This window comes from Nonomuraea sp. NPDC003214 (assembly GCF_053590035.1).
Window position 1 is genome coordinate 13422 of sequence record NZ_JBSFSX010000018.1, and the last position, 22752, is coordinate 36173.

Sequence of the window (22752 nt, forward strand, 5' to 3'; positions counted from 1 at the left end):
AGCTGGAGCTCGGCGGAGCACTTTCCGACGAGGCCGAGCCGCATGTCGACGGCGTCGCCCATGAGATCATCGCAGGCTGGCAGGCCACAGCCAGAATCAAGGCTGACCCTGCGCGATACGCCGAGGCGCGCCGGCCTACGAGTGGGGACTTCGGGCCGGTACAGGTTGCGCCATGAGCCCGAACGCGGAGGCCGGGTCACGGGGCACCCGCCGAAGCGGTTGGATCAGGGCCAGTAGTCGGCTTCTGGCAGGCGGAGGTGGGTGTCGGGGCTGGTGAGGGAGCGGGTGTCGGCGGGGCGGAGGGCGGCGGCGGCGAAGCAGTAGGCCTCGGCGTGGCCCTCGTACAGGAACTCGAGCAGGATCTCCTCGGCCGAGGCGTCCGGGGAGACGGTGCCGCCGCCCGGGTGGGTGTCCCAGTCGACGACCTCGCCGTCGCGGAAGACGCAGCCCTGGTTGCCGCTCTTGGGGTTGGCGAACATGCCGTACGCGACCGTGCCGGCGGAGAGGGCCTTCATGACGCCGGGGGCGTCGGCCATGTATCCGGACGACTGGCTGACGACGCAGCCGCCGGGGACGTCGGTTACGCCGATGAGCCGCAGTGCCTCGTCGTGGAAGGGGTCTTCGAGGATCTCGTCCACCTCTGCCTCGTCGGCGGGTTGGGCGGCCAGGCGGCGTGCCGCCTCGGCGGCGGTGATGCCGCGGACGCAGGCCAGGCTGAAGCCGTCCTCGTCCTCCAGCTCCTCCAGCACGGCGATCAGGCGGTCGGCCTCGGCGACGGCGGCGGCCTCCGCGTCGGTCAGGCTCGGGTGACCTTGGGGGAAGGGGAAGAACAGGCCGGGGGTGGGGCCCGCGAGGCTGAGGCGGCCGGGCGACCAGCCGTTCATCATGGGGCGCCACGGGTCGGCTCCGGCGGCGACCAGGGCGCGGGCGTTCCCGGGCCGCTTGTTGAAGACCGCATCCCAGAGCGCGGTGCGGCCCTCGCACTCCGCGTCGACGTCGTCGACCCGGGCGGCCAGCTCGGCGACCACCTCCGGGGAGCCGCGTTCCGCCGCGGCGTGCAGGGGCCGCGTGTACGGGTACGCCCCGTCGTTCGGGTCGGCGCCGGCGTCGAGCCTGGCGCGGACGAGGGCGAGGTCGTCCCAGGAGTGCCACCCCAGATCGGACCATCCGGCGGATGCGTTGGCGGTCATGACGGCTCCCTCGGGATCACGTGAGCGGGTGCGAGCGGAGCAATCATGGCGGAGGGCAAGGACAATTTCGCCGGGCAGCAGGAGTCACCTGAGCTCAGAGGGCTCGGTGGTGGCGACCAGTTCGACCTCGAAGCCGTCCTCGTTCTCCAGGTAGGCGGCGTAGTGCTGCCTTCCGCCCGCGTACGGGTGGCGGTCGGCGTACATCAGTTTCCAGCCGTGGGAGGGGGCTCGTTCGACCAGCGCGTCCAGACGGGCGCGGGGGCCGGCGTGGAAGGCGAGGTGGTTCAGGCCGGGGCGGGAGCGGTCATGGTGGTCGGCGGTGAGTGCGGGGGACTGCTCCAGGACGATGTACGTGGCTCCCAGGCGCCAGCTCCGGCCGTCGGCCCAGCTCTGGAACGCGACGTAGCCGAGCGATTCCAGCAGCCATTGCCAGCTGGTCCGGGCCCGGTGGAGGTCGGGGACCCAGATTTCGACGTGGTGCAGCATCCCGGTGGTGTCCATGCTTGGTCACTGTCTCATCAGCCGAAAGTACGGTTCGGGGCGGGATCTTATGGCTGAGGTGGTTCGGGGCGCCGGTCGTCACCATCGGAGGCATGAGGGATGCGAAGGCGGCAACGCGTGGCGGGTGGCGGGTTCCGGCCGGGCTGATCGGGCTCGGTGCCGTCCCGCTGGTCGCGGGGGGCATGCGGATGGTCGAGCTGGCCGGGGGGCCGGTGGGCATGCCGGAGAGCGCGGCTTCCGGGATGCCGGTGCCGCTGGTGTCGCACATTCTCTGCGTGACCGCGTACACCGTGCTGGGGGCGTTCCAGTTCGTCCCGACGTTACGGGGGCGCCGGGGGAACGGCTGGCATCGGCGGGTGGGGCGGGGGCTGGTCGGGTTCGGGCTGGTCGCGGCGTTCACGGGGGTGTGGATGGCCGTTCGTCCTGAGGACGGGGGGCTGCTGGTGGGCATCAGGGTCGGGTTCGGGACGGCGATGGCCGTCTGCATCGTGCTCGGGTTCGCCGCGATCCGGCGGCGGGAGGTCGCCCGGCATCGGGCGTGGATGATCCGGGGGTACGCCATCGGCCTGGGGGCGGGGACCCAGGCGTTCACGCAGGCGCTGTGGGTTTCCGTGGTGGGGGTTCCGGGGGAGTCGGCCAAGGCGCTGCTTCTCGGGGCCGGGTGGGTGATCAATGTGGTGGTGGCTGAATGGGTGGTCCGGCGGGGTGCCCGCTAGCCAGGCCGGCCGCTCTCCGGTGGCGTGTCGGTCCATTCCACCTCGTACGTCTCGTACGCGGACACCTCGCCCGGCTGGTGGAAGCGTTCGGGCTGGGTGGCGGCGGTCAGGCGGCGCGGTTTGCCGTCGTCGCCGGGCGGGAGGGCGCGGGAGCCGCGTGGGGGTGTCGCCACGAGGTCGCGCATGGCCAGCAGGGTGCCGCCGGCGGGGTCGATGATCCACTGGCGCCGGTAGGTGCCGAGCTGCTGCGGCGCGGTCGAGGTGCCGAGGGGGATGGTCGTCTCCAGCGGCAGGGAGATCACCACGCCGGTGCGGCCCAGGGGGTCGGGGGCGCGGCCCTCGACCGTGACGCCGGGCAGGGTGGCGAGCATGCGGTACGCGGCGGCGCGGACGGCCGGTGGGGCGGGGGCCTGGGCCAGCAGGGTGCCGGCCACGTCGCTGAGCGCCCGGACGCGGGCCTCGCCGTCGAGGGCGCGAATCGGTTGCCTCTTCACCTTCGGGGTGTAGACCTCCCAGTTGCCTTCGAGGTCGAGCAGGGCTTCCTTCAGCGACTCCGGGTCGGTGGGCAGGGCGGCCAGGTCGCGGGGCGTCATGCCGTGGACGCGCGGGTCGCTCATCCGGCGGCAGGCCGGCTCGTGGCCGGACGCCTCGAAGAACAGGGTGCCGCCGCCGGGCTCCCGTACCTTCGCGGGCGAGCCCGCCTGCTGCCATCTGCGCCGGTCGCGGGCGGTCCAGGGGCGGGCGGGCAGGTCCCGGAGCGCGGTGCAGGAGGCGCCGGTACGGTCGGTCCACTGGTCGTAGCGCATCCTGGAATCGACCTTGTAGTGGTTCGCCGCGCTCGTGCCGATTGCGTAGATTTTTCCGCTGACGCGGGTGGTGTGCCAGTACGTGCCGGGCGGGTCGGCGCGGACGTTGGCCGCGGCCACCAGCAGGGCGTTCTCCGGGAGGGGCGCGGGCCGGTCGTCCCGCGGCGATTCGTCCCGAGACGATGGCAGGGCGACGGCGACCAGTGTGGCCGCGACCAGGGCGGCAGCCGCCAGCATGCTCATCACGGGCGCCCGGCGGCGGCGCGGCGGGGTGGCGCGCCAGTCGGCGCGCAGGGCGAGCGTCTCCGGGCTCTCCTGCTCGGCCAGGGAGACGCGCATCCGGCGGAGCGCGTTCAGTTCATCCATCGTGGTCCTCCCTCGGGATGGCCTTGCGGAGCTTGGCCCTGGCGCGGTGGATCTTGGCCTTGACGGTGCCGAGGGGCAGGCCGAGGACCGCCGCGATCTCGGCGTACGACAGCTCGCCCCAGGCCAGCAGCAGGATGGCGTTGCGGTCCTGGGCGTTCAGCGTGGCGAGGGCCCTGGCCAGGCGGGGGGCGTGCGCGGCGGCGGCCACGCGGTCGCCGACCAGGTCGGCGATGCCGTCCTCGGCCGGGTCCACGCCCGTGCGGGCGAACGCCTTGTACATGCGGGTCTCCTGCCTGTGGTGCCTGGCGATCGCGTTGGCGGCGATGCCCCACAGCCAGGCGGCGAACTCCGCCCGCCCGTCGAACCGTTCCCGCTGCCGGAACGCCGTGGCGAACGTCTCCGCCACGACGTCGTCGGCGAGCGTGGGCCCGAGGCGGCGCTTGACGTAGGCGTGCAGGCGCGGCGCGTGGCGGCGGAACAGCTCGCCGAACGCTTCGGGGTCGTGCGAGGAGATGGCGACGATCGCCGCGTCGTCGAGCTGCTCCGCGGGTCGGCTCACCACGCCGGCCGTAGCCCCATGATGGATTCCTCTCGTGTCCGAGACGCTGACATATCCCTCTATCCCGATGGCCGCTCCCCGGTTGCGTCCCGCCGTTAGGGTGCGGAGGTGATTTCCTACCGCAGCGTCAACACCGACGACCTCGACCGGGTGACCGCCTGGACGGTGACCGAGCCCGTCGGGTGGATCGACGCCGACCGCTATCTCGCGGAGCTGGCCGAGGGCATGTACCGGCCGGAATGGACGTGGATCGCCGAGGACGGCGGCCGGGTCGTGGGCCGGGCGCTGTGGTGGGGGCGCGGCGACAGCACGCATCCGATCGCGCTCGACTGCCTCGACGTCGACCCCGCCGCCGGTGATCGCGCCGCCGTCGCCGCCGAGCTGGTCCGGGCCGCGCTGGCCGGGTTCGGGGAGCCGGTGCAGTACGCGATCAAGGTGGCCGGCGACCGGCGCGACGACCCCGCCGTGGCGTGGCGGCGGGCGGCGGCGCACGCCGCGGGCCTCACCAGGGAGGTCGAACGGCTGCAGTTCGAGTGGACGCCCGCCGACGGCGTGCCCGCGACGGCAGGCACGCTGCGGTTCGCCGAGGCGTCCGACGAGGAGTTCCTGGCCGTGTTCGCACGGATCGCCGAGGGCAGCCTGGACGCGCACACCCGGGCGAGCGTGGCGGCCAACGGCGTCGAGGCGACGGCCCGCGAGGAGATGGGGTTCTACCTGGACGCGCCGGGCGAGCGTGCGTGGTGGCGGCTGGCGTACACACCGGAAGGCGAGGTCGCGGGCCTGGCCATCCCGTCGGCGACGCCGTACAACCGGAACGTCGGCTACCTCGGTGTGGTTCCCGAGCTGCGCGGGCGCGGCTACGTGGACGAGGTGCTGGCCGAGATCACCCGCTTCCACGCGGCGAACGGGGAGCCGCGCGTCACGGCCACCACCGACGTGGGCAACGCGCCGATGGCCGCCGCGTTCCGGCGCGCCGGATACCGCAACACGGAGATCCGCATCCACCTGTCCGACGACCTGCCCGTCAGCACACCTTGGGCAGCGAGCACACCTTGGCCGCCATGCGGGAGGCCGACGCGCGCAGCTTCTTGACCGCGCCCTTCCGCGAGTGGCCGAGGGTGTCCAGGTCGCCGGTGTAGAGGATCAGCGCCCGGCCCTTGCGCGCCGCGATGCCCGACAGCAGGGGCGCCCACTCCTTGTTCAGCTTGTCGTACATCATCAGCCGGATCACCGCCGCCTCGTCGCCCACCCGCGTGCGCGCCACCTCCCAGTGCGTCTTCCCGTCGTCGGACCACGAGTACGGCTTGCCGTCCGGCTTCGTGCGGCAGCGGCGGGCGTCGGCGAGCAGGCCGCGCATGGCGCTCCTGGCGGCGGCCTCGCTCCGGTGGATCACGAGCTGCTCGGCGGAGTGCGAGGGCGCGCTGGTGTCGTGCGTGATCGTACGCGCCGCCGCCCGGCCCGCCGCCGGGACGCGCTTGCGGCCGCACGGGTTCAGGGTGAGGGGCGCGGTCCTCCTGTCGCTGATCTTCCACCACACCTCCGACTTCTCCATCTCGGACAGCGGGGTACGGGCTTCCTTCTCGGTCAGCAGGAAGTTCTTGGGCACCTGGACAGGCGACAGCGCCAGCGTGGCGGCGAGCAACGTGATCAACATGCCAGGTTGGATGCCCCGAATGCCGCACTTGTTCGCCGTCAGCCCCGGAGGATGCGGACCTGGGCGGCGGGGAGGGGTTTGGTCCACCAGTGGGCGTAGCGGCGGTAGGTGGCCGGGTCGCGGGCCGCCAGCAAGGTCGCCAGGGCGGCGGCCTCGGTGGCGAGGGCCTGCCAGGTCTCCTCGTCCAGCGGGTGGAAGGCCGTTGCCTCGATGCCGTCGTCGACCGGGCGCCAGACGCCGGCGACGTGGCCGTCCACCAGGAGGGTGGGCAGGACGTCACCGTTGCGGCGGGTGACCAGGGGGCGGTAGGCGGGCGGGATGACGCGGCTGCGGTCGGCGTAGGCGAGCAGGATGCTGTCCCACATGGGGAGCAGGCGCGGCGGGGCGGGGGTGTCGGCGGCGGGCAGGGAGGCGCCGGCCAGGTCGTACAGCGTGACACCGCCGGGGCCGTCGAGCTCGACGACCTGGCCGGTGAGTGACTGGAGGACGCGGCGGACGGCCGGGCGGCCGAGCAGGGTGAACTGGGCGAGGTCGGGCGCCGTGGCGGGGCCGAACGCCTCCAGGTAGCGCAGGGCCAGGTGGCGGAGGGAGTCGTCCTCCGAGGTCGGGGGTGTGGTCGAGGCGACGAAGGCGCGGCCGGCGAACGACCAGGGGCCGCCGGTGGGGGCGTGGCGCAGGGGCGCGAACGTGCGCAGCGCCCACCACATGCGGCGGCCGTGCTCGCCGAGACGGGATTCCAGGAGGGTTTCGATCTCGGCGGCGGTGCGCGGGGCGGCGGTGAAGGCGGCCAGGTGGGGAAGCAGGGCGTCGGCGTCGTCGGCGGTCAGGCCGGTCGAGGTGAAGCGGCGGTCGTGCAGCCGGACGGCACGCAGGTTGGCCCGCATCGCGCCGTGGAAGGCCGGGTAGTCGGCGGCGTGCACGGCGTGCAGGGTGATGCGCATCAGCGTCGCCTTGACGACGGTCCCGGTGGCGAAGGCGGCGTCGAGGTCGGCCGGGTCGAAGCCGGCCAGCCGGTTCCACAGGGCCAGGTAGGGCGAGGCCGCTTCCTGGGCCTGCAGGGCGGCGATGCGGCGGATGCCGTCGCTGACGCCGAGCGGGGCGCGGCGCAGGAGCAGTTGCCGGTCGAGGGTGGCCCGGTTGAGCTGCCGGGCGGTGAGCGGCATGCCGGTGACCTGTCCTTTCGTGAAATGTCGGGAAAGGGTACCGGCCGTGGCGGTCAGGCCGTGCGGGGGAGCGCCCGGCTGTTGTGCAGGATGCGGAAGCGCCCGTCGGCGCCGGGGTCCAGGAAGGCGACGCCGCGATGCAGGCCGCCGTCCGGCTCGGTCTCGACGAAGTGCGTGTCGTCGAGCGCCACCAGCGTGGTGACCGGGTTGGTGACCACGGCCTCGGCGATGGCGCCGTGCGGGACGATCGTCATGGTGAGCGACGGGCGGCCCTCGTGGCTGATGCGGATGGTGGCCAGGCCCATGTCGTACGCGCCCACGTACCGGCCGGGGTCGAAGGGGACCGGGACGGCGGGCGGCGTCACGGCGGTGGGCGGGCGGACGCCGGTGAGCTCGGCCAGCAGCGGGAGCAGCAGCTCGTCGTGGAGCGCGGCGGGCGCGCCGCCGTTGGTCAGCAGCACCACGGCGGTGCCGGTGTCGGGGACCATGCGCAGGAACGCCGTCTGGCCGATGGTGGCGCCGTGGTGGCCGATCACCGCGCGGCCGTCCCACGCGTACAGCTCCATGCCGAGCCCGTACGAGGCCGGGAACCCCGACAGCGGCGGCGGGGACGACTGGTGGGTGCGGATCGCCTCGGCGGAGGCCGTGGAGAGCAGGCGGGAGCCGTCGCGGGCGAGGCCGAGCGTGAGGTGCAGGCGCGCGAACTCCAGCAGGTCGGCGGCGGACATGCAGAGCCCGCCTGCCGGGTCGAGCGCCCGGGGGAGCGACCACACGGGCGCGGGCTGGACCGTGCCTCCCGCCTCGACGTGGCCGACGGCGGCCCGGTGGAGGAGCGCCTGTTCGGGCAGCGTGACCGTGGCCGTCAGGCCGAGGGGCGCGATGAGCCGCCGGTGCACGGCCTGGCTCCAGCTCTGGCCGGTCAGCACCTCGATCAGGCGGCCGAGGACGACGAAGCCGGCGTTGTTGTACGAGAACAGGGCGCCGGGGCGGACGATCTGGGCGGCGCGGGAGAGGTTGGCGACGAGGCGGGTGATCGCGTCGTCGCCGCGGCCGTAGTCGTCGAGGTCCTCGCCGGAGAAGCCGGCGGTGTGGGCCAGCAGGTGGCGCGCGGTGATGGCGGCGGCGGCGTCCTCGTCGGACAGCGTGAAGCCGGGCAGCCGGTCGCGGATCGGCCGGTCGAGGTCGAGCAGGCCGTCGTCCACGAGTTGCATGACCAGCGTGGCCGTCCACGTCTTGGTGATCGAGCCGACCTGGAACAGGGAGTCGGTGGTGGCCGGGACGCCGGTGCGCAGGTTGAGGGTGCCGGTGGCGGCTTCGGTGACGGCGTCGTCGTGCAGGACGGCGATCACGGCTCCGGGGACGTGGTGGCGTTCGGCGAGCGTGGTGAGGCGTTCTTGCAGATCGGGCATGGCGAGGGTCCTTCCGGGAACGATTGACTTCACTTTTGAGACTATAGCCAGAAATGAAATCAATGGCCACGGCCGCGCTACGATTCCGGGGTCGGGAGATCGGGAGGACGTCAGTGAGCGATGTAGGTGTGCTGCACCCCGTACGGGTCCGGGTGGTGCAGATCCTGGCGCTCGGCCCCCGCACCGGCACGCAGCTCCGCCAGGCGCTGCCCGAGGTGCCCTACAGCAGCCTCTACCGGCACATCCGGTGGCTCACCGACGCGGGCGTCGTCCACGTCACCGGCGAACGCAAGGTGCGGGGCGCGGTCGAGCACACCTACGAGCTGGACGAGAGCGCGGTCCAGGGCGCGCTGCCCGATCCGGGGGAGCTGACCCCGGCCGACCATGACCGGGCGGTGACCGCGTTCGTGACCGGGCTGATGGCGCAGGCGCACGCCTATCTGGGCAATCCGCCCGACGATCCGGTCGCCGACGGGCTCACGTACACGCTGGTGCACCTGTGGGCCGACCCCGGCGACGTGGCGCGCATCCACGCGGGGCTGCGCGAGCTGATCGGCCCGCTGCTGGAGAAGGGGCCGGCCGAGGGGCGGCGGCAGATCACGCTCGGCGTCGTGACGATCCCGCAGCCGCGCCCCTGATCAGCGGTCGAACATCAGGGCGACGAGGGCCGGCATCGCGCCCCGTAAGGGGCCGGTGATCCGCTCCGTCGGGGTCGTGGTCAGTCCTCGTCGGCCGGGAGGGCGAACAGGCGGACGTGGATGGGCCGGGCGCCGGGCGGGGCGTCCTCGGGCCGGTGGTTGTACTTCAGCAGCAGCGCGATGTAGGCGTCGAAGAACTCGGCGAACTCCTCCTTGGTCATGCGTCCCATGCCGCGCGACGCCTTGGCCCAGTCGGGGTCGCGGTAGTAGGCGGCCGGGAAGCGCTCCAGCAGCTCGCGGTCCTCCTCCAGGCCCATGCGCTGGAACTCCGCCAGCACCGGCCGGTCCTCGGGCGCGAGCTGGTCGGCCGTCGGCAGGCGCAGGTCGCGGGGGCTGTCGGACTTGCGCCACCAGCGCTCCCTGCCGGCGGAGCGCTCGGGGATCTCCTCGATGAGGCCGTGCTTCTCCAGCTGGCGCAGGTGATAGCTGGTGGTGCCGGTCTTGGCGCCGAGCAGCTCGCCGAGGGTGGTGGAGGTGGCGGGGCCGTGGATGCCGAGGTGGCGCAGCATCAGCCGGCGCATGGGATGCGCGAGGGCCTTGAGTCTCTCCGGGTCGAGCAGGGAAGGCTCTTCGGGCTCCTCATCCTTCATGACGATCAGTCTAGTCCTTGCGAGTGAGATTTGCAGAGAACTCTCTGCCGAGAAGTCTCTGCAGATTATATTCGGCGATATGAGACGACTTTTCGCCGCATTGGCGGTCGTGCTGGCGCTGGTCGCCACACCCGCGGCGGCCATCGCCGACGAGCCGGAGCCGGCCGTCCCGTCCGACCTGGCCGCCACGGAGGTGAGCTTCCGCGGCAGCGGCGGGCTCACCCTGCACGGCACCGTCCTGTCCCCCCGCACCCCCGGCGAGCGCCCCGGGATGGTCCTCGTGCACGGAGCCGGTACGGGCACGCCCCGAACCAAGCTGATGGGCGAGGCCGTCGAGTTCGCCCGCCGCGGCATGTCCGTGCTGATCTACGACAAGCGCTCCGAGGGCTACTCGCTCTTCGAGCGCTCCTACGAGCAACTGGCCGGGGACGCGCTCGGCGCCGTCGCCGCCCTCGGCGAGCAGGACGGGGTCGGCAAGGTCGGCATCTGGGGCCTGAGCGAGGGCGGCTGGGTCGCCCCGATCGCGGCGTCGCGGTCGCCGGAGATCGCGTTCGTGGTGCTCGTCGGCGCGAACTCCCTGCAGCCGCTGCGCCAGCAGACCTGGGCCGTGGCCGCCGGGCTGCGCAAGGCCGGGGTGTCCGGGTCGCTGGTGGACCGGGCCGAGCACAACCTGTATCGGGCCATCGCCGACGGCGGCCTGTTCCCCGAGCCGTACCACGACGCTGAGGCGGTCCTCGCGGCGGTGCGCCAGCCGGTGCTGTCGATCTGGGGCACGAACGACCTGCTGACGCCGCCGCAGGAGAGCCCGCCCGTGATGGCCGCCGCCCTGGAGAAGGGCGGCAACCGGCAGTACGCGTTCCGCTTCGTCGCCGACGCCGACCACGCCGCGCACCGGACCCCCGACGGCGGTGTGACACGGCTGCCCGAGCTCGCCCCCGGTTATGCCGACGCGGTCGGCGCCTGGGTCGAGCAGGTCGTCGCCGGCAGGGCGCCTACGGCCGACGTGTCAGGCCCCGAGCCACAGCAGGCGTCGCGCACCCGGCCCGTCGAGCCGCCTGCCTGGTGGGAGTCGGCTCCGGTGCAGACGGCCGCGCTGGTGCTGTTCGTCGTGGCGTTCCTCGCCTACCCGGTGGTCGCGCTGGTCAGGCGGCTGCGTGGGGCGTCGCGGGCCCCCGCCAGCCGGGCCGCCCGCCTGGTCAGCGTGGGCGGGCTGGTGGCGGTGCTGGGCGGGTTCGGCTACCTGTTCAGCGTGGTCATGAGCGGCGGGAAGCTCGCCTCACCCGGTCCCCTGCTGGCGGGGCGGCCGGTGATCTGGCTGGCGCTCCAGGTGCTGGCGGTGGCGGTCGTCGTGGCCACCGTGCTCGTCGCGCTCGCCTGGCGGCGGACGCCGGCCGGAGGGGAGAAGATTCGGCTCGGCGTGCTGCTGGCCGGCGGCCTGGTCTTCGTCCCGTGGGCCTTCTACTGGGGGCTGCTGATCCCTTAGGAACTGTCGGCGGCGTTTGCTACACAGGAGCACATGGGTGTGACCGTCGATGAATTCCTCACCATGCTGGACAGCCTGCCGGAGGTGCGCACGAGCGACGGCGGGAGCTGGGTCGCGCTCAAGGTGCGTGACAAGGGCTTCGGCTACCTGTGGGAGGAGACCGAGACCGTCGGGCTCAAGTCCACCATCGAGGAGCAGCTCGCGCTCGTGGCCGAGCGGCCCGAGGTGTTCGAGATCCAGTTCACCGCCGGGCGCTTCGGGTGGGTCGTCGTCCACCTCGACAGGATCGAGATGGACGAGCTGTTCGAGCTGACCGCCGAGGCGTGGTGCCTGACCGCGCCCAAGCACCTCGTCACCGCTTTCGAGGAGGCCCATAAAATCGGTCAGTAATGGGACAGATAGGGCTGAGAGAGTGGCGTGAGGACGACGCTCCGGCGGTGCTGCGTGCCTTCCGGTCGCCGGACATGGCCACTCAGGCGTCCTGGCCGGTCGTCACGCTCCAGGACGCGGTCGGCTGGATCGCCTCCTGGACCGGCGTGGGCCACGCGTTCGCCGTCACGCTCGGCGGGCGGGTCGTCGGCAACGTGGCGGTGACGGGGATCGACAGGCACGACAACGGCTGGGTGTCCTACTGGACGGTGCCCGAGGTGCGGGGGCGCGGCGTCGCCTCGGCGGCCACCGCCGAGCTGGCCCGATGGGCGTTCGGCGAGCGCGGGCTGTTCCGGCTGGAGCTGGGGCACCGCACCGACAACCCGGCCTCGTGCCGGGTGGCCACCAAGGCGGGCTTCCGCCCGGAGGGCGTCGAGCGCGGCAAGCTCCACTACGACGGGATCCGCTACGACGTCGAACGCCACGCCCGCCTCGCCACCGACTGACACCACCTCCCGCCCGCGCCCCTCCCGGCCGCGCCGCCTTCCCCATCGCGCCCGTTCCCGGCCGCGCTGCCTTCCGGTGCGGGCGCGCCTCCGTCACCGACTGGTAGCGCCTCGCCGCCGGCTGACGCGCCCGCCCGGATGCGGGCCGCCTTGCCACCGGCTGACGCCGCCTCCAGGGCGCTGCCTTCCGGTGCGGGCGCCTCGCTTACGACTGGGGGTGCCTCCCTCCGCCGACCGGCGGCGCCTGCCGGATGCGGCGGCCTCCACCGACCGGCGGGCGCCTTCCGGATGCGCCCGCCTCGCGCTGGGGCGGCGGGACGGGGGGCGGGGGGATGCGGGGAGGCTGGGGGGATTCGGGGGTCCTGGGCTTCCCGGGGGGCGGAGCTGAGGTGCTCTGGGGCTCGGGGGTCCGGAGGGGATCGCCGGGGGCCGGGGGTAGTTGGCGGGATCTGTGGGATCTGTGGGATCCGGCGGGGTGGATGGGATCGCCTGGTTATTTGGGGGCGGGGTGATCTACGCTTTTGTGGTGGACAGCGACAGTCTGGCCGCGGCCGCGCTCCTGGCGGGCCTGAGCCGGGCCTCGGGAATCCTCGCCGAGTTACATCACCCGTTCGTGCGCAGCGCGCCGTTCGCCGCCTTCCTCCCGCCCGCCGGGGCCCGTACCGGCGTCATGTTCACCCTGCCCGACGGCCGTGAGGTCACCGTCGCGGTCTCCATCCTCGCATCAGGCGGCGTGCTGCATGTCGACGGCGCGGTCACTCTCGACGGCGAGCCGCTGCTGGATCTGCCCCGCCGGACCGCCGTGGAGCTGGGCGACGCTCTGGCGGTTCTGGACGAGTACGCGGCGGACGTGGCGCAGCCCACAGGCCGGCTGCTGGACCAGCTACTGGACGAAATTGTCTAGTTGTCAGACAATGTCCGTATGAGGAACGGACCGCTCGCCGTCGTGGCCGCCGCCGTGCTGTGGGGCACGGCCGGCACCGCGGGCATGCTCGTCTCGGACGACTCCGTCGCGCTGGCCGCCGCCCGGCTCGTCATCGGCGGCGCGGCGCTGGCCCTGCTCGCCCGGGCCGGGCTGCGGCAGGCGGTGCGACCCGGTCTGCTGCTGGCCGCCGTGGCCGTCGCCGCGTACCAGCTCTGCTTCTATGCCGCCGTGGCCCGCACCGGCGTGGCCATCGGCACGGTGGTGGCAATCGGCAGCGGGCCGGTGTTCACCGGGCTGCTGTCCTGGCTGATGCACCGGCAGCGGCCGAGCGCCCGGTGGGCGGCGGCGACGGCGGCGGCGGTGGCCGGGTGCGCGGCGCTGATCGCGGGCGGCGGCGCGCAGGCCGGTGGCCAGGTGGTGTCCGGTGTGCTGTTCGCGCTGCTGGGCGGCCTGCTCTACGCCTTCTACGCGGTCAGCGCGGCCCGCGCCATCAGCGGCGGCAGCTCGTCGAACGCGGTGATGGGCGTGCTGTTCGGCGGCGCGGCGGTCATCATGCTGCCGGTCCTGATCTGGCGGGGCTCCGGCCTGCTCGGGCCGGGCTCCTCCTGGCCGGTCGAGCCGATCGTCCTGCTCGCCGTCCTCTACCTGGGCCTGGGCACCACCGCGCTGTCCTACTTCCTGTACGGGCGCGGGCTGCGGACCACTCCGGTGGCCACGGCCGCCACGCTGGCGCTGGCCGAGCCGGCTGTCGCGGCGCTGCTGGGCCTGGTGGTGCTCGGTGAGCGGCTGGCCCCGGTCTCGGTCGGCGGGCTGGTGCTGCTGGGGGTCAGCCTGGTGGCCGTGGCGCTGCCCGAGAGGCCGGCCCGGGTGGACGTACGGGAGAAAACGCCCGCCGGGGCGCGTTAGAGTCGCACGCGTGACACCGCCCACCCAGCCGCCGACCCAGCCCGACCATCCGGATCAGCCAGCCCAGCCGACCCAACCGGTCCAGCCGCCGATCCGGCCCGTGTCCGCTGTCGGCGCGCTGGCTGACGCGCTGCGCCGCCGGGTGCTCTCCGGCGAGATCGAGCCGGGCACGCCGCTGCCCGAGCAGGAGATCGCCGCGGCCTACGGCGTGGCCAGGCCGACGGTGCGCGAAGCGCTGGCCGTGCTGGTGCACGAGGGGCTGCTCAGGCGCGAGCGCAACCGCAGCGCGCATGTCGCCGAGGTGACGCTTTCGGACCTGGACGACCTGATGTTCGTGCGCAGGCCGCTGGAGGACCTGATGGCCGCGGCCGTGGCCGGGCGGCGGGTGCCGGAGGCGGACGCGGCGCTGGGGCGGATGGCGGCGCTGCCCGCCGACGCGCCCTGGTCGGATTCGGTCGCCGAGCACATGGCGCTGCACGAGGCCCTGATCGAGGCGGTCGGCAGCCCTCGGCTGGAGCGGCTCTATGGGGCGCTGGCGGCCGAGACGCGGCTCGGGCTGGTGCGGCTGCGACAGGTCTACGAGGAGCGTGACGTGCTCGTGCGCGAGCATCGCGAACTGCTCGACGCCATCGCCGAAGGGCCCGCCGAGGCGGCCAGGGCGGCGGTGGCGGCGCATCTCAGCCATTCGTGGGGTCACTCCCAAAGCAGCGCGAACCCTTGCGGGACTGCCCCGTAACTCGCAAGAATCGCGGCCATGCACGGCGAACCAGTGCCGGACTCCTATGTGTATGTCACGGAGGAGGGCGTCACCCGTCACTACGCGGACGGGAGCGTCGAGGCCCTCGCATGGGAGGACGTCGTGGAGGTCCGTGTGGCCACCGAGCCGGAGGCCGACGTCCTCTACATCCTGCTCGATCGGGAGGGCGAAGGGTGCGTGGTGCCGCGTTCGGCAACCGACGCCACTTTTCTGGCGCGCCTCCGCTATCTTCCTGATTTCGACCTCGACAGGTTGACCACGGCGTCGGATTCGGCGCATGACGGCGTTGTGGTCGTGTGGCGGAGCCCCGATCCGCCGTCCGCATTGCCCGATCTTGAGTATGACTAGCCTGTCACCTGCCGAAATACCGGCATAAACCTCGCATTTTCCCGAACTGTGCCGCATCACTGGTGGACCGTTCCGTCAAGTCCTGAGGCCGGATCGACGGCCGTCCGATTGTGGCCAAAAGTCGATATTCCCCATTACAAGTTGGATCTTTACTCTTTAGTGGGGGCCGCCGCCCTTGATTGTGCATGGGGTGTTGTCAACCCATGGGGTTCAAGGAACGTCACGTTAACGCGGTGCACATGAGTTCTGGGTGGTGCTATGAGGGTGGGGACTGAGGGGTCCGCTGTCGTGCTCCTCGAGGCCGTGCCGCGCCATGCGTCCAGCATCTGGACACGGGCGTACCTACGGCTTCTGTTATCCGGGGACACGACCTGCGCATTACTGGCATGCGTCTGCGTGCTGAGCGTCCGGCTGCTCTACGGGGCCTACATTCCGCCGGAGGAGTTCCTGCTGGGATTCGCCCTGGTGGCGGCCTGGCCGGTGGCGCTCAGGGTCGGCGGCGCGTATCGCCAGCGCGCGAACGGCGAGGGAACGGACGAGTTCAAGGCGGTGTTCAACGGCGGGGTGGGACTGATGGCCGCCGTCGCCATCGGCGCATATGCCACGCAGACCGCGATCGCGCGGAGCTTCGTGATGGCGATGCTGCCGCTGGCGCTGCTTTCCACGCTTTTCTTCAGATATCGGATGCGCAAGCGCCTGCATCGCCGCCGGGCGGTCGGCGACTACATGCGCCAGGTCATCGCCGTCGGGCATCGGGAGTCGATTCTCGACCTGGTGATGCAGTTCCGCCGCCAGCCGTATCACGGGATGCGGGTCGTGGGGGCCTGCCTGCCGCAGGACCGGATGGACGCCGACCTGGACGGGATCCCGGTCCTCGGCGACTTCGCCGAGGTGGCGGACGTGGTGGCGCACACCCGGGCCGACGCGGTCGCCGTGCTGGCCTGCCCGGAGCTCGACGGGTCGGCGCTGCGCCGGCTCGCCTGGAGCCTGGAGGCCACGCGCACCGACCTGTTCGTGGCGCCCGCGCTCATGGACGTGGCGGGGCCGCGCATCAGCATCAGGCCGGTCGCCGGGATGCCGCTGCTTCACGTGGAACATCCCGAGTTCGACGGCGGTCGGCAGTTCGTCAAGAGCGTGTTCGACCGGGTGGTGGCGGGGGTCGCGGTGCTGCTGCTCGCGCTGCCGCTGCTGGCGATCGCGCTGCTCATCCGGATGACCAGCCAGGGCCCGGCGCTGTTCCACCAGACAAGAGTGGGCAGGCGGGGCAAGGAATTCCAGGTCGTGAAATTTCGCACGATGGTGGTGGACGCGGAACGCCTGAAAGGCTCCTTGATCAACTCGAACGAGTTCGACGGGGTGCTGTTCAAGATTCGGAACGATCCAAGGATCACCCGCGTGGGAGCGTTCCTGCGCCGCTACTCGCTCGACGAGCTCCCGCAGCTCCTCAACGTGGTCCGCGGCGAGATGTCGCTCGTCGGCCCGCGCCCGCCGCTGCCGGAGGAGGTCGCCCAGTACGGCACCGACGTGCGCCGCCGCCTGGTCGTCAAGCCGGGCATGACCGGCCTCTGGCAGGTCAGCGGGCGCTCCGACCTGTCCTGGGAGGAGTCGGTCCGGCTCGACCTGCGGTATGTGGAGAACTGGTCGCTCATTCTGGACCTGCAGATTCTCTGGAAGACCTGGTCCGTCGTCACCCGTGGAGAAGGGGCCTACTGACCGTGAAAGCACTCGTGCTCGCCGGAGGGTCGGGCACACGGCTCCGGCCCATCACCCACACCTCGGCCAAGCAGCTCGTGCCCGTCGCCAACAAGCCCGTGCTGTTCTACGGGCTGGAGGCCATCGCGGCGGCCGGCATCCGCGAGCTCGGCCTGGTCGTGGGCGACACCCAGGCGGAGATCGAGGCGGCGGTCGGCGACGGCTCCGCGTTCGGGCTGGAGGTCACGTACCTGCGCCAGGAGGCGCCTCTCGGGCTGGCCCACGGCGTGCTGATCGCCCGGGACTTCCTCGGCGACGACGACTTCGTCATGTACCTGGGCGACAACTTCATCGTGGGCGGCATCACCGGCCTGGTGGACCGCTTCGCCCGGGAGCGGCCCGCCGCGCAGATCATGCTCACCCGGGTGGGCGATCCCCGCCAGTTCGGGGTGGCCGAGCTCGACGACCGGGGCCGGGTCGTCGGCCTGGAGGAGAAGCCGGCCCGCCCGAAGAGCGATCTGGCGCTGGTCGGCGTCTACCTGTTCAGCCCGGCGGTGCACGAGGCGGTGGCCGAGCTGAAGCCGTCGGGCCGGGGCGAGCTGGAGATCACCGACGCCATCCAGTGGCTGCTCGAAGCCGGTCTGCCGGTCGAGTCGTCGGTGATCACCGGCTACTGGAAGGACACCGGCAACGTCACCGACATGCTGGAGGTCAACCGGCTGGTGCTCGAATCGCTCGAGGCGGGGGTGCTCGGCTCGGTCGACGACGCCAGCGAGCTGGTCGGCCGGGTCCTGGTCGAGCCGGGCGCGGTCGTCGAACGCTCGCGCCTGGTCGGCCCGGTGATCGTCGGGTCCGGCGCGGTCGTCCGTGACAGCTACGTCGGCCCGTTCACCTCGATCGGGGCCGGGTGCGCGGTCACCCGCAGCGAGATCGAGTACTCGATCGTGCTGCCCAGGGCGTCGATCGAGGGGGTGGGCCGGATCGAGTCGTCGCTCATCGGCCACGACGTCGAGGTCACCCCAGCTCCCAACACGCCCAGAGCCCACCGTCTCGTGCTGGGCGATCACAGCAAGGTACAGATCAGTTCATGAAGAGAATCCTGGTGACGGGCGGCGCGGGCTTCATCGGCTCGCACTTCGTCCACGGGCTGTCCGGCGCGGACGTGACCGTGCTGGACAAGCTCACCTACGCGGGCAACCGGGCCAACCTCGAAGGCGCGCCGCACACGTTCGTGCACGGCGACATCTGCGACGGCGCGCTGCTGGCCGAGGTGGTGCCGGGCCACGACCTGGTGGTGAACTTCGCCGCCGAGTCGCACGTCGACCGCTCGATCGCGGGCGCCGGCGAGTTCGTCCGCACCAACGTGCTGGGCACCCAGACGCTGCTGCAGGCGTGCCTGGACGCGGGCGTGCCCAAGGTGGTGCAGGTGTCGACGGACGAGGTGTACGGGTCCATCGACATCGGCTCCTGGGACGAGTCGGCCCCGCTCCAGCCGAGGTCGCCGTACGCGGCGGCGAAGGCGGGCGGCGACCTCATCGCCCGCTCGTACGCGGTCACGTACGGGCTGGACGTGTCGATCACCCGGTGCGGCAACAACTACGGGCCGCGGCAGTACCCGGAGAAGGTGATCCCGCTGTTCGTCACGAACCTGCTGCGCGGCCGGAAGGTCCCGCTGTACGGCGACGGCGGCAACGTGCGCGACTGGATCCACGTCGAGGACCACTGCGCGGGCATCCGCTTGGTCGCCGAGGTGGGCAAGCCGGGCGAGGTCTACCACATCGCGGGCACCGCCGAGCTGACCAACAAGGAGCTGACCGGCCGCCTGCTGGACGCGACCGGGCACAGCTGGGCCATGGTCACGCCCGTCGAGGACCGCAAGGGCCACGACCGCCGCTACTCGCTGGACGACCGCAAGCTGCGGGCGCTCGGCTACGCGCCGCGCATCCCGTTCGACCAGGGGCTGCGCGAGACCGTGCGGTGGTACGCCGACAACCGTGACTGGTGGGACGGGTTATGAGGTGGCTGATCACGGGCGGCGGCGGGATGCTGGCCGCCGACGTGCTCGACAGGATCGGGCTGACCGGTGAGCCGGTGCTCGCGCTCGGCCGGTCGGAGCTGGATCTGCGGGACGCCAGGGCGGTGCGCGACTTCGTCTCCGCCTACCGGCCGAGGGTGGTGGTCAACTGCGCCGCCTGGACCGCCGTGGACGAGGCGGAGACGCGCGAGGCCGAGGCGCTGGCGGTCAACGGTCACGCGGTGCGCACGCTGGCCGAGGCGTGCGAGCGCGTGGGGGCGCGGCTGGTGCACCTGTCGACCGACTACGTCTTCGACGGCGCCGGGGTGCTCCCGTACGCGGAGGACGCGCCGACGGCGCCGCTCAACGCCTACGGGCGCACCAAGCTCGCGGGCGAGCTGGCGGCGCTGGAGCACGGCCACTACGTGGTGCGGACGGCGTGGCTGTACGGCGCCACGGGGCGCAACTTCGTCCGCACGATGATCGAGCTGGCCGGGAGCCGCCCGTTCGTGGACGTGGTCGCCGACCAGCGCGGCCAGCCCACCTGGTCGGCCGACCTGGCCGACTTCCTGGTCCGGCTGGCCCAGTCGGACCTGCCGCCGGGCGTCTACCACGGCACCAGCTCGGGCGAGACGACCTGGCACGGCCTGGCCACGGAGGTCTTCACGCTGCTCGGCGCCGACCCGGCCCGGGTGCGCCCGGTGCCGGCGGCGGCCTTCCCGCGCCCGGCGCCCCGGCCCGCCTACAGCGTGCTGGCCGGCACCCGGTGCGAGCTGATGCGCCCCTGGCGCGAGGCGTTGCACGCCGCCTGGCCGGTGCTGGCGGGGAAGGCGGGCCGTCAGTGCGTCGTCGCGTAGAACCGCCGGCACGCCTCGAAGTCGGGCAGGAGGCCGGCGGTCATCGCCTCCTTGAGCGTGGGCGCCGCCGCGTCCTTGTCCGACAGCAGCGGCTCCGGCTTCCACGGGATCGCCAGGTCCGCGTCGAGCGGGTGCACGCCGTGCTCGCGGCCCGGGTTGTAGGGCTGGGAGCACAGGTAGACGACCGTGGCCTGCTCGCTCGTCGCCTGGAACGCGTGGCCCAGCCCTTCGGCGACGAGCACCGCCCGGCGCTCCCGGTCGTCCAGCGTCACGGCCTCCCACCGGCCGAACGACGGCGAGCCCGTACGCAGGTCGACGACCACGTCCATGACGCTGCCCTGCACGCACATGACGTACTTGGCCTGGCCGGGCGGCACGTCGGCGAAGTGCACGCCGCGCAGCACCCCCCGGGCGGAGACCGAGCAGTTCACCTGGGCCACGTCGAACGGGCGTGGCAGGTCGGCGGCCCGGAACGCCTCCAGGAACGCGCCACGCGGGTCGGTGTGGACGCGAGGCGTGTGGCACCAGGCGCCGTCGATGCCGAGGGGATCCATGACGCGCACAGTAACGAGTGCGGCAGTCCGAGCGAAATATCCCACGGCCTTGGAGCGTGCGAATGATTGTTTGCCGGTTATGCGGATCGGGCGACCTCGCCTCGGTGGTCGACCTGGGCGCCACCCCGCCCTGCGAGCGGTTTCTGACCGCCGCCCAGCTCGACGAGCCTGAGACGACCTACCCCTTGCACCTGCGGGTGTGCACGGCGTGCTGGCTGGCGCAGATCCCGCCGCTGATCACGCCTGAGGATACTTTCACCGATTACGCGTACTTCTCGTCCTATTCGACGTCGTGGGTGGAGCACGCCCGCACGTTCGTGGCCGGGCTGGAGCTGAAGCCGGACACGTTCGTGGTGGAGGTGGCCAGCAACGACGGCTACCTGCTGCGGCACGTCGTGGACCGGGGCGTGCGCTGCCTGGGCGTCGAGCCGTCGGTGAACGTGGGCGAGGCGGCCAGGAAGCGCGGGGTGCCGACGGTCACCGCGTTCCTGACGCCGGAGACGGCCCGGCAGGTCGTCGCCGAGCACGGCCTGGCCGACTACGTGGTGGCCAACAACGTCTACGCGCACATCCCCGACGTGATCGGGTTCACCCGGGGGCTGCGCACGCTGGTGGCGGACGACGGCTGGGTGTCGATCGAGGTGCAGCACCTGCTCACGCTCATCGAGGGCAACCAGTACGACACGATCTACCACGAGCACTTCCAGTACTACACGGTCGCCTCGGCGCAGCGGGCGCTGGCCTCCGGCGGGCTCACGCTGGTGGACGTGGAGCTGCTGCCGACGCACGGCGGCTCGATCAGGCTGTGGGCCAGGCCGTCGGGCGAGCCGTCGGCGCGGGTGGCCGACGTGCTGGCGCTGGAGAAGGCGGCTGGGCTGCACGAGATCTCCGGCTACATCGACTTCGCCGCGCGGGTCGCCAAGGTCCGGCGTGACCTGCTCGGCTTCCTGGTGGGCGCGGCCGAGGAGGGCCGGACCGTCGTCGGCTACGGCGCCCCGGGCAAGGGCAACACGCTGCTCAACCACTGCGGGGTGCGGCCGGACCTGCTCGCCTACACCGTGGACCGCAACCCGTACAAGCACGGCAGGTTCACGCCGGGGGCGCGCATCCCGGTGTTCGAGCCGGAGCGGATCGCCGCGGACCGGCCCGACTACGTGCTCGTGCTGCCCTGGAACCTGCGCGAGGAGCTGGCCGAGCAGCTCTCCTATGTCCACGAGTGGGGCGGCCGGCTGGTCTTCCCCATCCCTTCCCTGGAGGTCGTGTGAAGGTCGTCCTCTTCTGCGGCGGGTACGGCACGCGGATGCGCAGCGGCGCTCCCGGGGACGCGCCCAAGCCGATGCAGCTCGTCGGTCCCAGACCGCTGATCTGGCATGTGATGCGCTATTACGCGCACTTCGGGCACAAGGAGTTCGTGCTCTGCCTCGGCTACGGCGCCGACCAGATCAAGGACTTCTTCCTGCGGTACGAGGAGACCGCCTCCAACGACTTCGTGCTGCGCGGCGGCAGGGTGGAGCTGCTGGCCAGCGACATCTCCGACTGGACGATCTCGTTCGTGCACACCGGCATCGAGTCGTCGATCGGCGAGCGGCTGCGCCGGGTGCGTGAGCACCTGGACGGCGAGGAGGTGTTCCTGGCCAACTACGCCGACGTGCTCAGCGACGCGCCGCTGCCCGAGATGATCGACCGGTTCGCGGCCTCCGACGCGGGCGCCTCGCTCATGGTGGTGCCGCCGCCGGGCACCTTCCACTGCGTCGAGGTCGCCGAGGGCGGGCTCGTCGGCCAGATCACGGCCGTCACGGAGATGCCGCTCTGGGTGAACGGCGGCTACTTCGTGCTGCGCCAGGAGATCTTCGAGCACATCCCGGCGGGCGGCGACCTGCTCGTCGACGGCTGCCGGGAGCTGGCCAAGCGCGGCAGGCTGCTGGCCTACCCGTACCGCGGCTACTGGCGGCCGACCGACACCGTCAACCAGCGGCTGGAGCTGGACCGCGCCTACGCCAGGGGCGAGCGGCCGTGGGCCGTGTGGGAGCCCGCGGCATGATCGACCTCCTGCCCGGCAGCCTGCGCAGGGTCGCCGCCGTCGCCGCGCACTGCGACGACCTCGCGATCGGCGCCGGGGGCACGCTGCTGGCCATGTGCACGGCCCACCCGGGGATCAGGGTGGACGCGCTGATCCTGTCGGGCGGCGGCACCGAGCGGGAGCAGGAGGAGCGGGCCGCGCTGGCCGCCTTCTGCCCCGGCGCCGACCTGCGGGTCACCGTGGGCAAGCTGCCCGACGGCCGGCTGCCCGCGCACTGGGAGGAGGCCAAGCGCGCGGTGGAGGAGCTGAGGCTGCGCACGGTGCCGGACCTGATCCTGGCCCCGCAGCCCGGCGACGCCCACCAGGACCACCGGGGGCTGGCCGAGCTGGTGCCGACGGCCTTCCGCGACCATCTCACGCTCGGCTACGAGATCGTCAAATGGGACGGCGACCTCGGCCGGCCCAACGCCTACCAGCCGCTCGACCTGGCGCTCGCCGAGCGCAAGGTCGCGCTGCTGTGGGAGCACTACCCCTCCCAGCGCCGCCGCCACTGGTTCGACAGGGAGGCCTTCCTCGGACTCGCCCGGGTCCGCGGCATCGAATGCCACGCACGTTATGCCGAGGCCTTCTACGTGCGCAAACTCACTCTCGACCTCGCAGGAGGCTGAT

26 protein-coding genes are annotated in these 22752 nt (G+C 72.4%); 17 read left to right on the forward strand and 9 right to left on the reverse strand.

Annotated elements, in window-relative coordinates:
• Positions 1–224: 224 nt before the first annotated feature.
• Positions 225–1190 (reverse strand): ankyrin repeat domain-containing protein, encoded by a 966-nt coding sequence (locus ACWDXC_RS38795; RefSeq protein WP_449990859.1) that lies wholly within the window; start codon positions 1188–1190, stop codon positions 225–227.
• An 84-nt stretch (positions 1191–1274) separates the two neighbouring features.
• The gene (locus ACWDXC_RS38800; protein ID WP_449990862.1) at positions 1275–1691 is read right to left on the reverse strand and encodes a VOC family protein; all 417 of its coding nucleotides are present in this window, start codon (positions 1689–1691) and stop codon (positions 1275–1277) included.
• A gap of 92 nt (positions 1692–1783) precedes the next feature.
• Here ACWDXC_RS38800 and ACWDXC_RS38805 point away from each other — a divergent pair, with 92 nt between their 5' ends.
• On the forward strand, positions 1784–2407 hold the full coding sequence (locus ACWDXC_RS38805) for a DUF2306 domain-containing protein (RefSeq protein WP_449990865.1): 624 nt from the start codon (positions 1784–1786) through the stop codon (positions 2405–2407).
• Here ACWDXC_RS38805 and ACWDXC_RS38810 read toward each other — a convergent pair.
• Both ACWDXC_RS38810 and ACWDXC_RS38815 read right to left on the reverse strand, forming a co-directional pair.
• Entirely contained in the window at positions 2404–3579 is a 1176-nt protein-coding gene (locus ACWDXC_RS38810; protein ID WP_449990867.1) for a CU044_5270 family protein, read from the reverse strand. The genes ACWDXC_RS38805 and ACWDXC_RS38810 overlap by 4 nt on opposite strands.
• Positions 3572–4138, reverse strand: coding sequence for an RNA polymerase sigma factor (locus ACWDXC_RS38815; protein WP_449990870.1), 567 nt, complete (start codon positions 4136–4138; stop codon positions 3572–3574). The genes ACWDXC_RS38810 and ACWDXC_RS38815 overlap by 8 nt, the downstream gene beginning before the upstream one ends.
• Before the next feature lie 108 nt (positions 4139–4246).
• Between ACWDXC_RS38815 and ACWDXC_RS38820 the strand changes: the two genes are divergently transcribed.
• Positions 4247–5230, forward strand: coding sequence for a GNAT family N-acetyltransferase (locus ACWDXC_RS38820; protein ID WP_449990873.1), 984 nt, complete (start codon positions 4247–4249; stop codon positions 5228–5230).
• Here the strand turns inward: ACWDXC_RS38820 and ACWDXC_RS38825 are convergent.
• Genes ACWDXC_RS38825 through ACWDXC_RS38835 form a run of 3 tightly spaced genes read right to left on the reverse strand, consistent with a single transcriptional unit; the run spans position 5163 to position 8364 of the window.
• On the reverse strand, positions 5163–5792 hold the full coding sequence (locus tag ACWDXC_RS38825; RefSeq protein WP_449990876.1) for a hypothetical protein: 630 nt from the start codon (positions 5790–5792) through the stop codon (positions 5163–5165). The two genes, ACWDXC_RS38820 and ACWDXC_RS38825, sit on opposite strands and share 68 nt — an antisense overlap.
• A 38-nt stretch (positions 5793–5830) precedes the next feature.
• Positions 5831–6955, reverse strand: coding sequence for a winged helix DNA-binding domain-containing protein (locus ACWDXC_RS38830; RefSeq protein WP_449990878.1), 1125 nt, complete (start codon positions 6953–6955; stop codon positions 5831–5833).
• A gap of 53 nt (positions 6956–7008) precedes the next feature.
• Positions 7009–8364, reverse strand: coding sequence for a serine hydrolase domain-containing protein (locus ACWDXC_RS38835; protein ID WP_449990881.1), 1356 nt, complete (start codon positions 8362–8364; stop codon positions 7009–7011).
• A 113-nt stretch (positions 8365–8477) separates the two neighbouring features.
• On the opposite strand from ACWDXC_RS38835, the gene ACWDXC_RS38840 reads away from it, so the two are divergent.
• The gene (locus ACWDXC_RS38840) at positions 8478–9002 is read left to right on the forward strand and encodes a helix-turn-helix domain-containing protein (protein WP_449990884.1); all 525 of its coding nucleotides are present in this window, start codon (positions 8478–8480) and stop codon (positions 9000–9002) included.
• A gap of 80 nt (positions 9003–9082) precedes the next feature.
• Here ACWDXC_RS38840 and ACWDXC_RS38845 read toward each other — a convergent pair whose 3' ends face one another.
• Positions 9083–9652, reverse strand: coding sequence for an ArsR/SmtB family transcription factor (locus tag ACWDXC_RS38845; protein WP_219504544.1), 570 nt, complete (start codon positions 9650–9652; stop codon positions 9083–9085).
• Positions 9653–9731: 79 nt separating this feature from the next.
• On the opposite strand from ACWDXC_RS38845, the gene ACWDXC_RS38850 reads away from it, so the two are divergent.
• From ACWDXC_RS38850 to rfbD, 11 genes are all read left to right on the forward strand, one after another.
• On the forward strand, positions 9732–11135 hold the full coding sequence (locus ACWDXC_RS38850) for an alpha/beta hydrolase family protein (RefSeq protein ID WP_449990887.1): 1404 nt from the start codon (positions 9732–9734) through the stop codon (positions 11133–11135).
• Between the two features lie 33 nt (positions 11136–11168).
• A complete protein-coding gene (locus tag ACWDXC_RS38855; protein WP_219504548.1) occupies positions 11169–11525 on the forward strand; it encodes an MmcQ/YjbR family DNA-binding protein in 357 nt (118 codons plus the stop codon).
• Positions 11525–12010, forward strand: coding sequence for a GNAT family N-acetyltransferase (locus ACWDXC_RS38860; protein ID WP_219504551.1), 486 nt, complete (start codon positions 11525–11527; stop codon positions 12008–12010). The genes ACWDXC_RS38855 and ACWDXC_RS38860 overlap by 1 nt, the downstream gene beginning before the upstream one ends.
• Before the next feature lie 526 nt (positions 12011–12536).
• The gene (locus ACWDXC_RS38865) at positions 12537–12914 is read left to right on the forward strand and encodes a hypothetical protein (RefSeq protein WP_449990891.1); all 378 of its coding nucleotides are present in this window, start codon (positions 12537–12539) and stop codon (positions 12912–12914) included.
• 18 nt (positions 12915–12932) lie between these two features.
• Positions 12933–13841 carry a DMT family transporter gene (locus ACWDXC_RS38870; protein WP_449990893.1) on the forward strand — a complete coding sequence of 303 codons (909 nt, stop codon included), beginning with the start codon at positions 12933–12935 and terminating at the stop codon, positions 13839–13841.
• A gap of 10 nt (positions 13842–13851) precedes the next feature.
• Positions 13852–14577, forward strand: a complete 726-nt coding sequence (locus tag ACWDXC_RS38875; RefSeq protein WP_449990895.1) for a GntR family transcriptional regulator — start codon at positions 13852–13854, stop codon at positions 14575–14577.
• Between the two features lie 18 nt (positions 14578–14595).
• Entirely contained in the window at positions 14596–14946 is a 351-nt protein-coding gene (locus ACWDXC_RS38880) for a hypothetical protein (protein WP_219504557.1), read from the forward strand.
• A gap of 258 nt (positions 14947–15204) precedes the next feature.
• Entirely contained in the window at positions 15205–16659 is a 1455-nt protein-coding gene (locus ACWDXC_RS38885; protein WP_449990898.1) for a sugar transferase, read from the forward strand.
• Positions 16660–16661: 2 nt separating this feature from the next.
• Positions 16662–17729 carry a glucose-1-phosphate thymidylyltransferase gene (locus ACWDXC_RS38890; protein ID WP_219504560.1) on the forward strand — a complete coding sequence of 356 codons (1068 nt, stop codon included), beginning with the start codon at positions 16662–16664 and terminating at the stop codon, positions 17727–17729.
• Entirely contained in the window at positions 17726–18655 is a 930-nt protein-coding gene (rfbB, locus tag ACWDXC_RS38895) for a dTDP-glucose 4,6-dehydratase (RefSeq protein ID WP_219504564.1), read from the forward strand. The genes ACWDXC_RS38890 and rfbB overlap by 4 nt, the downstream gene beginning before the upstream one ends.
• On the forward strand, positions 18652–19509 hold the full coding sequence (rfbD, locus tag ACWDXC_RS38900) for a dTDP-4-dehydrorhamnose reductase (RefSeq protein WP_449990902.1): 858 nt from the start codon (positions 18652–18654) through the stop codon (positions 19507–19509). Before rfbB ends, rfbD begins: the two co-directional genes overlap by 4 nt.
• On the opposite strand, the gene ACWDXC_RS38905 is transcribed toward rfbD, so the two are convergent.
• Positions 19491–20063 (reverse strand): dTDP-4-dehydrorhamnose 3,5-epimerase family protein, encoded by a 573-nt coding sequence (locus tag ACWDXC_RS38905; RefSeq protein ID WP_449990905.1) that lies wholly within the window; start codon positions 20061–20063, stop codon positions 19491–19493. The genes rfbD and ACWDXC_RS38905 overlap by 19 nt on opposite strands.
• A gap of 62 nt (positions 20064–20125) precedes the next feature.
• Between ACWDXC_RS38905 and ACWDXC_RS38910 the strand changes: the two genes are divergently transcribed.
• Genes ACWDXC_RS38910 through ACWDXC_RS38920 form a run of 3 tightly spaced genes read left to right on the forward strand, consistent with a single transcriptional unit; the run spans position 20126 to position 22751 of the window.
• Positions 20126–21328: a class I SAM-dependent methyltransferase gene (locus ACWDXC_RS38910; RefSeq protein ID WP_449991057.1), complete on the forward strand. Its 1203-nt coding sequence runs from the start codon at positions 20126–20128 to the stop codon at positions 21326–21328.
• Positions 21325–22104: a glycosyltransferase family protein gene (locus ACWDXC_RS38915; protein ID WP_219504570.1), complete on the forward strand. Its 780-nt coding sequence runs from the start codon at positions 21325–21327 to the stop codon at positions 22102–22104. Before ACWDXC_RS38910 ends, ACWDXC_RS38915 begins: the two co-directional genes overlap by 4 nt.
• On the forward strand, positions 22101–22751 hold the full coding sequence (locus ACWDXC_RS38920) for a PIG-L deacetylase family protein (RefSeq protein WP_449990908.1): 651 nt from the start codon (positions 22101–22103) through the stop codon (positions 22749–22751). Before ACWDXC_RS38915 ends, ACWDXC_RS38920 begins: the two co-directional genes overlap by 4 nt.
• Position 22752: the final 1 nt, after the last annotated feature.

Coding starts and splice junctions, on each gene's coding strand:
- ACWDXC_RS38825 (WP_449990876.1), bottom strand. CDS start 5,792: ATGTTGATCACGTTGCTCGCCGCCACGCTGGCGCTGTCGCCTGTCCAG.
- ACWDXC_RS38910 (WP_449991057.1), top strand. CDS start 20,126: ATGATTGTTTGCCGGTTATGCGGATCGGGCGACCTCGCCTCGGTGGTC.
- ACWDXC_RS38905 (WP_449990905.1), bottom strand. CDS start 20,063: ATGGATCCCCTCGGCATCGACGGCGCCTGGTGCCACACGCCTCGCGTC.
- ACWDXC_RS38830 (WP_449990878.1), bottom strand. CDS start 6,955: ATGCCGCTCACCGCCCGGCAGCTCAACCGGGCCACCCTCGACCGGCAA.
- rfbB (WP_219504564.1), top strand. CDS start 17,726: ATGAAGAGAATCCTGGTGACGGGCGGCGCGGGCTTCATCGGCTCGCAC.
- ACWDXC_RS38800 (WP_449990862.1), bottom strand. CDS start 1,691: ATGGACACCACCGGGATGCTGCACCACGTCGAAATCTGGGTCCCCGAC.
- ACWDXC_RS38850 (WP_449990887.1), top strand. CDS start 9,732: ATGAGACGACTTTTCGCCGCATTGGCGGTCGTGCTGGCGCTGGTCGCC.
- ACWDXC_RS38810 (WP_449990867.1), bottom strand. CDS start 3,579: ATGGATGAACTGAACGCGCTCCGCCGGATGCGCGTCTCCCTGGCCGAG.
- rfbD (WP_449990902.1), top strand. CDS start 18,652: ATGAGGTGGCTGATCACGGGCGGCGGCGGGATGCTGGCCGCCGACGTG.
- ACWDXC_RS38855 (WP_219504548.1), top strand. CDS start 11,169: ATGGGTGTGACCGTCGATGAATTCCTCACCATGCTGGACAGCCTGCCG.
- ACWDXC_RS38880 (WP_219504557.1), top strand. CDS start 14,596: ATGCACGGCGAACCAGTGCCGGACTCCTATGTGTATGTCACGGAGGAG.
- ACWDXC_RS38920 (WP_449990908.1), top strand. CDS start 22,101: ATGATCGACCTCCTGCCCGGCAGCCTGCGCAGGGTCGCCGCCGTCGCC.
- ACWDXC_RS38835 (WP_449990881.1), bottom strand. CDS start 8,364: ATGCCCGATCTGCAAGAACGCCTCACCACGCTCGCCGAACGCCACCAC.
- ACWDXC_RS38805 (WP_449990865.1), top strand. CDS start 1,784: ATGAGGGATGCGAAGGCGGCAACGCGTGGCGGGTGGCGGGTTCCGGCC.
- ACWDXC_RS38885 (WP_449990898.1), top strand. CDS start 15,205: ATGAGGGTGGGGACTGAGGGGTCCGCTGTCGTGCTCCTCGAGGCCGTG.
- ACWDXC_RS38845 (WP_219504544.1), bottom strand. CDS start 9,652: ATGAAGGATGAGGAGCCCGAAGAGCCTTCCCTGCTCGACCCGGAGAGA.
- ACWDXC_RS38870 (WP_449990893.1), top strand. CDS start 12,933: ATGAGGAACGGACCGCTCGCCGTCGTGGCCGCCGCCGTGCTGTGGGGC.
- ACWDXC_RS38795 (WP_449990859.1), bottom strand. CDS start 1,190: ATGACCGCCAACGCATCCGCCGGATGGTCCGATCTGGGGTGGCACTCC.
- ACWDXC_RS38860 (WP_219504551.1), top strand. CDS start 11,525: ATGGGACAGATAGGGCTGAGAGAGTGGCGTGAGGACGACGCTCCGGCG.